Annotated in this window: 4 protein-coding genes; 2 read left to right on the plus strand and 2 right to left on the minus strand. The window is 73.9% G+C overall.

All coding sequences use genetic code 11. The annotated features are described in order from the left end of the window. Positions 1 to 706, plus strand: a 706-nt coding sequence (locus E4P40_RS24735; protein WP_135161002.1) for a PP2C family protein-serine/threonine phosphatase, incomplete at its 5' end; no start/stop codon positions are given. Here E4P40_RS24735 and E4P40_RS24740 read toward each other — a convergent pair. Then, on the minus strand, positions 703 to 2382 hold the full coding sequence (locus E4P40_RS24740) for a DEAD/DEAH box helicase (protein ID WP_135161003.1): 1680 nt from the start codon (positions 2380 to 2382) through the stop codon (positions 703 to 705). The two genes, E4P40_RS24735 and E4P40_RS24740, sit on opposite strands and share 4 nt — an antisense overlap. A gap of 63 nt (positions 2383 to 2445) precedes the next feature. Between E4P40_RS24740 and E4P40_RS24745 the strand changes: the two genes are divergently transcribed. Continuing rightward, positions 2446 to 3858 (plus strand): amidase, encoded by a 1413-nt coding sequence (locus E4P40_RS24745; RefSeq protein ID WP_135161004.1) that lies wholly within the window; start codon positions 2446 to 2448, stop codon positions 3856 to 3858. A gap of 125 nt (positions 3859 to 3983) precedes the next feature. Here E4P40_RS24745 and E4P40_RS24750 read toward each other — a convergent pair. After that, positions 3984 to 7614, minus strand: a 3631-nt coding sequence (locus tag E4P40_RS24750; protein ID WP_135161005.1) for an NAD-glutamate dehydrogenase, incomplete at its 5' end; no start/stop codon positions are given.

Below are 7614 nucleotides of genomic sequence, written 5' to 3' on the forward strand. Positions count from 1 at the left end.
CGCGCGGGTGGGCGGCGACTGGTACGACGCGTTCCTTCAGCCCAGCGGCGCCACCATGCTCGTCATCGGGGACGTCGTCGGGCACGACACCGCCGCCGCCGCGGCGATGGGGCAGCTGCGCGGCCTGCTGCGTGGCATCGCCACCTACAGCGACGCCGCGCCGGCCGAGGTGCTGCGGGGCCTCGACGCGTCGATGACGACGCTGCAGGCCAAGACGCTGGCCACGGCGGCGATCGCCCGCTTCGAGCAGACCCCCGACGAGCTCGAGCGCGGCCTCACCCGGATGCGCTGGGCGAACGCCGGGCACCTCCCGCCCTTGGTGATCAACCCCGACGGGAGCGTCGCCGAGCTGGCCGGCTGGAAGGGCGACCTGCTGCTCGGCGTCGACCCGGAGGCCCGGCGGCGGGAGTCGGTGGTGACCCTCGACCGGGGCGCGACAGTGCTGCTCTACACCGACGGCCTCGTCGAGCGGCGCGACGCCGACCTCGATGCCGGCATGGTCCGGCTCCGGGACGCGGTGATCGAGCTGGCCCACCTCCCGCTGGAACAGCTGCTGGACGAGCTCATCGAGCGCCTGGTGCACGGCCGGCCCGAGGACGACGTCGCCGTCGTCGCCGTCCGGCTGCACCGCCAGGACCGGCCCCGGCCAGCCGAAGCCGGCCCGAGCGACGTGCCGCCGAACGTGCCCGACGACGTCGCCAGTTAGGCCTTGTCGCGGCGGATCGTCGCCTTGCGCCCCTTGATCATGGTCGCCCTCAGGGCGCTGATCACCTCGTCGGCCGCGGACTCGGGCACCTCCACCAGCGCGAACCGCTGGTGGATCTCGATCGAGCCGATGTCCCGTCCCTTGAGCCCCGTCTCGCCGGTGATCGCACCGACGAGGTCGCCGGGCCGGATTCCGGCGTCGCGGCCGGCGCCGACGAACAGGCGGGCCGCCGACCCGCCCGGCACCCGCCGGGGCGGCCGCTGGTCGCGCGGCCCGGCGCCGCGGCCGGCCGGAGCGCGACCGGCGTCGCGGTCGGTCCGGAAGGTGACCTGCGGGATCTCCTCGTCGTCATCGGTGCCACCGGCGGCCTCGTGCGCCAGCTTGACCGCCGCGAGGGCGACCTCCATGAGGTCGAACTCGTCGGTGAGCGTCTCGACGACGACGCGGAAGCGGTCCAGGTTGTTCTCCAGCAGGCTCTCCCGCAGTGCCGCACGGGTGAGATCGAGCCGCCTGGCGCGCAGGTCGGCGACCGTCGGCACCTTCTCGACGGCGATGGTCGCGCCGGCCACCTTCTCGATCATCTTGAGCTGGCGGTGCTCGCGCGGCTCGGCCAGCGTGATCGCGACCCCCTCGCGCCCGGCGCGGCCGACCCGGCCGATGCGGTGGACGTAGGACTCCGGCGCCGAGGGGACGTCGTAGTTGACGACGTGGGTGAGCTGCTCGATGTCGAGGCCGCGGGCGGCGACGTCGGTGGCGACGAGGAGGTCCGCCGTCCCGCCGCGGAGCCGGCCCATCACGCGGTCGCGCTGCTCCTGGCTCATCCCGCCGTGCAGCGCCTCCGCGCGGTATCCGCGGCCGTTGAGCGTCTCGGTGAGGGAGTCGACCTCCTCGCGGGTGCGGCAGAAGACGATCGCGGCCGCCGGCGACTCGACGTCGAGGATCCGGCCGAGCGCGGCGGGCTTGGCCGCCCGCGGCACCACGTAGGCGGTCTGCCGCACGCGCGGCGCCTCGCCGGCGGGCGCCTTCTCCCGGCCGATCGTGATGCGGACCGGGTCGTCGAGGTGCCGGCGGGCCAGGGAGTCCAGGCGCCGCGGCATCGTCGCGGAGAAGAGCACGGTCTGCCGGGTGTCGGGCGTCTCGCCGAGGATGGCCTCGAGGTCCTCGGCGAAGCCCATGTCCAGCATCTCGTCCGCCTCGTCGAGGACCACGGTGGTGACCTCGCCCAGCTGCAGGCTGCCCCGGTTGAGCAGGTCGAGCGCCCGGCCGGGGGTGGCGACGACGACGTCCACCCCCGACTCCAGGCTGCGCAGCTGCCGAAGGATCGGGGCGCCGCCGTAGACCGGCAGCACCCGGGCGCCGAGGTCCTTGCCGTAGCGGTGCAGCGCCTCCGACACCTGGACGGCGAGCTCGCGGGTGGGCACCAGCACCAGCGCCACCGGGGGCTTCTCCCGTCGGTGGGCGGTCAGCCGCTGGAGCACCGGGAGGGCGAACGCGGCGGTCTTGCCCGTGCCGGTCGCAGCCTGACCGAGCAGGTCGCGGCCCTCGACGAGCGGGGGGATCGCCTCCTGCTGGATCGGCGTGGGCTCCTCGTAGCCGAGCGCCGACAGTGCGGCCTGCAGCTCGGGCCGGAGCCCGAGGTCGTCGAAGGTGGTGCTCGTGTCCCGGTCGCCGTCCATCGGGCTCCATCGTTCACGGAAGACGGTTACCGCGCGCGAGGGGGTGCGTGACAGGCTCGGCTCGTGACCGACGACCTCTGCTTCCGGCCGGCGACCGAGCTCGCCGCGATGCTGCGTGCCCGGGAGGTCTCGGCGCGCGAACTGCTCGACGCTCACCTCGACCGGATCGAGCGGCTGGACCCCGCCGTCAACGCCGTCGTCACCCTCGATGCCGAGGGTGCGCGCGCCGCGGCCGACGCCGCCGACGCGGCGCTGGCGGCAGGAGAGGACGTCGGCCCACTGCACGGCCTGCCGGTGGCGCACAAGGACACCCACGCCACCGGCGGCATGCGGACGACGTGGGGTTCACCCCTGCACGTGGACACCGTGCCGTTGCGCGACGAGCTGATCGTGGCCCGCTACCGGGCGGCCGGCGCCGTGCGGGTCGGGAAGACGAACGTGCCGGAGTTCGCGGCGGGGTCGCACACGTTCAACACCGTCTTCGGAGCGACCCACAACCCCTACCGGCACGGACTGTCCGTGGGCGGCTCCTCGGGCGGGGCGGCCGCGGCGCTGGCCGCGGGGTTCGTCCCGCTGGCCGACGGCAGCGACATGGGCGGCTCGCTGCGCAACCCCGCCGCGTTCTGCAACGTCGTGGGCCTCCGGGCCACGCCGGGGCGGGTGCCGACGTGGCCGGCCGCCATGGGCTGGTCGCAGCTGTCGGTGCAGGGCCCGATGGGGCGGACGGTCGCGGACGTCGCGTTGCAGCTGTCGGTGGTGGCCGGGCCCGATGCCCGCGTGCCGATCTCGCTGTCCGACGACCCCTCGGGCTTCGCGGCCGCCCTTCCCGAGCGGCTCGACGGGCTCCGGGTGGCCTGGGCGCCCACGCTCGGGGGACAGGTGACGGTGGATCCCGCGGTGACCGATGTGCTGGCGTCGTGCGTGGGGACGTTCTCCGACCTCGGCGCGTCGGTGGCGGAGGACTGCCCGGACCTCGCCGGCGCCGACGAGGTGTTCGGGACGCTGCGGGCGTGGCTGTTCGAGGCGTCGTTCGGGGAGATCTCGCGGCGGACGCCGGAGAAGGTCAAGGAGTCGATCCGCTGGAACGCGGAGATGGGCGCGAAGCTCACCGGCCCCGACCTGGCGCGCGCGGAGCAGCTGCACACGAAGCTGCACGAGCGGATGGTCGGGTTCTTCGAGCGGTACGACGTCCTGGTCGCGCCGACGACGCAGGTGCTGCCGTTCCCCGTGGAGATCGAGTACCCGACCGAGATCGCCGGCATGCACCAGGACAACTACCTGGAGTGGATGCGTTCCTGCACGGTCATCTCGGCGACCGGCTGCCCGGCGCTGTCGGTGCCCGGCGGGTTCACGCCGGACGGCCTGCCGGTCGGACTGCAGGTCATCGGCGCGGCGCGGGCCGACCGCCGTGTCCTCGAGGTGGGTCACGCCTTCGAGCAGGCGACCCGCTTCGGCGAGCACCGTCCCACTCTCTGAGTCGCTCTACGGCTCTCTAGCTGTCTCACTAGAAAGTGCGATACCCGCCGACTTGCGCACGACGGCGGTCATACGGGCCGTGCTGACCGCCGTCATGCGCATCACGGCGCGGACGAGGGCTGCGCTTACTTCTCGGCGGGGCGGGGGAGGCGGCGGGCCTGGCGGCGCTTGCGCAGTCCGCGCAGCGTCCGGACGGCGACCAGCAGCTCGGCCAGCTCGTGCCGGTCCCCGGACGCGATGTCGGCCAGCTGCGCGGCCGAACGGGCCTGGGTGGTGTCCCAGCCCTCCACCCAGGCCCCGACCAGCGCTTCCGGCGCGTCGGTGTCGCTCGTGCGCAGCCCCAGGACGTCCTCCACGAGCGACGCCTGCTCCATCGCGAGGTCGTCCCGCAGCGAGGCCCGCGCCATCGACGGCCAGCGGCGGTCGCGCGGCAGCGCGATCACCAGCTCCCGCAGCGGCACCAGCCCGAGCCGCTCGGCCACGCACTGCAGCACCTGGCCGGTCAGTTCGACCGGCGCTCCGGTGCGCTCGCTGACCACCGCGAGGTCGAGCGCCGCGGGCAACAGCGGTGCGGCAGCGACCTCGGCCGCCAGCGCGGCCGGCACCCCGGCCGCCTGCAGCCGCGCCGAGCGCTCGGCGTATGCCTCCTTCTCGCTGCCGAGCAGCCAGCCCGGCAGACCCGAGCGCACGGCCGCGACGGGCGCGGCGAACCGGTCCCTCACATCGGCGATCGCCGGCGCCGGGTCGTCGGCCAGCTCCGGGAGCCGCAGGATCCATCGGGCGGTCCGCTCGGCCAGGCGCATCGCCTCGACCCGCAGCTCGACCTGGGTCACCGCGGACACCACGTTGTCCAGCGGCCGGACGGCGTCCCACAGACGGTCGACGTCGAAGACGGACCGGGCCACGGTGTGCGCCAGCACCACGCGGGCCAGGGGGGCGCCGGTCTCCTGCGTCAGCCGGAACAGCCCGGTGACGCCGGCGATGTTCACCGCACGGTTGGTCAGCGCCGTCGAGATGATCTCCCGCCGCAGCGGATGTCCGGTCACGGCGGCGGGGAAGCGCTCCCGCAACGGGGCGGGGAAGTAGTCGACCAGCATCCCCTCGAGCGCCGGGTCGTCCGGCATCTCCGACGCCAGCACCTCGGTGCCCGCCTGCAGCTTCGCGTAGGCCAGCAGCACCGACAGCTCCGGGCTGGTGAGCGCCTGCCCGTCGCGGCGCCGCTCGGCCAGCTGCCGGTCGTCCGGCAGCGCCTCGACACTGCGCAGCAGGCGGCCGGAGCGCTCGAGACTGCGGATGAACCGCTCGTGCGCGTCCAGCAGGCTCCGCGCCGACGTCACCTCGGCGGCCAGGGTCGCGTTCTGCGCGTGGTTGTTCCTGAGGACGGCGACGGCGACGTCGTCGATCATCTCGCCGAGCAGCGCCGCGCGGTCGGCCGCCTTCAGCTCCCCGGCGTCCACCACGCTGTTCAGCGCGATCTTGATGTTGACCTCGTGGTCGGAGGTGTCGACGCCTGCGGAGTTGTCGATCGCGTCGGTGTTGACCCGCCCGCCGGTCAGCGCGTACTCCACGCGGCCGCGCTGCGTGAGCCCCAGGTTGCCGCCCTCGCCGACGACCCGGGCCCGCAGCTGCTCGCCGTCCACCCGGACGGCGTCGTTGGCCTTGTCCCCCACCTCCAGCGCGCTCTCGGTCGAGGCCTTCACGTAGGTGCCGATGCCGCCGTTGAACAGCAGGTCGACGGGGGCGAGCAGCACCGCGCGGATGAGCTCGACGGGGGTGAGGGTCTCCACACCGTCGTCCAGACCGAGCGCGGCCCGCATGGGCCCCGAGACCGGTATCGACTTCGCCGTCCGCGGCCAGACCCCACCTCCGGCGCTGATCCGCGAGCGGTTGTAGTCGGCCCACGACGACCGCTGCAGCCCGAACAGCCGCTTGCGCTCGGCGTAGGACGACGCCGCATCGGGCGTGGGGTCGACGAACACGTGCCGGTGGTCGAACGCGGCCACCAGCCGGATGTGCGGCGACAGCAGCATCCCGTTGCCGAAGACGTCGCCGGACATGTCGCCGACGCCGACGACGGTGAAGTCCTGCTTCTGGACGTCGATGTCCAGCTCGCGGAAGTGCCGGGTCACCGACTCCCAGGCGCCGCGGGCCGTGATGCCCATCGCCTTGTGGTCGTAGCCGACCGAGCCGCCCGACGCGAACGCGTCGCCCAGCCAGAACCCGCGCTCGAGGGCCACGGAGTTCGCCAGATCGGAGAAGGTCGCCGTCCCCTTGTCGGCGGCGACGACGAGGTAGGTGTCGTCCCCGTCGTGCCGGACCACCCGCTCCGGCGGGACGACCTGGCCGTCGACGAGGTTGTCGGTCAGCGACAGCAGGGCGCCGATGAAGATCTTGTAGCAGGCCTGTCCCTCGGCCAGGACGGCGTCGCGCGACCCGGACTCGGGCGGGTTCTTGACGACGAAGCCGCCCTTCGCGCCCGTCGGCACGATGACGGTGTTCTTCACCATCTGCGCCTTGACCAGGCCGAGGACCTCGGTGCGCAGGTCCTCGCGGCGGTCGGACCAGCGCAGCCCGCCGCGGGCGACCGCGCCGAAGCGCAGGTGGATGCCCATGACGCGCGGCGAGCTGACCCACACCTCGCGGGCCGGCCGCGGCTCTGGCAGGTCGGGCACCGAGGCGGGATCGAGCTTCAGTGCGAGCGGCCCGCCCGCGTAGTACGTCGTCCGCTGGGTGGCGGTGACGGCGGCCAGCAGGGAGCTGAGCACCCGGTCGGCGTCGAGGGACTCGACCTCGCCGATCGACGTGCGCAGGGACTCGACCAGCTCGGTCTGCCGGCCTTCGCGGCCGCGGCTGCGCTCGGGGGAGAACCTCGCCTCGAACAGCGCGACCAGCCGGGCCACCACGTTCGGGTGCGCGGCGAGGGTCTCCTCGACGTAGCGCTGGCCGAAAGGAAGTCCGGCCTGCCGGAGCCACTGCACGTAGGCGCGCACGACCGTGACCTGCCGCCAGTTGAGCCCGGCGAGCATCACGAGGGCACCGAGGCCGTCGTCCTCGGCCTCGCCCCGCCACACGGCGCCGACCGCCTCGGTGAACCGCTCGGGCAGCGAGCGCAACAGCGGCAGCTCGACCTGCGGCACGGCCACGCCGAAGTCGTAGATCCAGGTCGGGGGAGCGCCGATGCGGTCGATCTCGTAGGGCCGCTCGTCGACGACGTCCACGCCCATGTTCTGCAGGACCGGCAGGACCTCCGACAGCAGCAGCCGCTGGCCGACGCGGTAGATGGTCAGCCGGCGGTCACCGGGAGCGGCGCCCTTCGGCGTCCAGAGCCGCAGCGCCAGCTGCCCCTCGCCCAGCCCCTCGAGCCGGACCAGGTCGTCGACGGCCTGCTCGGCGGAGAAGTCGCCCTGGTAGGACGCGGGGAAGGCGTCCGCCACCTGCGAGAGCAGCTTCTCGGCCTCGGCGCCGTACCGGTCGTGCAGCGCGTCGGTGAGGTCGTCGGTCCAGCTGCGCGCGGCGGCGGCCAGCTCGGCCTGCAGCGCGTCGACGTCCACGGCCACCGGCTTGGCGAGCCCGCCCTTGCCCACCGGCACCCGGACGACGAAGTGCAGCCGCGCCAGCACCGACTCCGTCGACCGGGCGGTGTACTCGATGCTCGTGCCGCCGAGCCGCGACAGCAGGAGCTGCTGCATCGCCAGGCGGACCTCGGTCGTGTACCGGTCGCGGGGCAGGTAGACCAGCGCCGACCAGAACCGCCCG

The sequence above is a fragment of the Blastococcus sp. CT_GayMR20 genome (genome assembly GCF_004570345.1).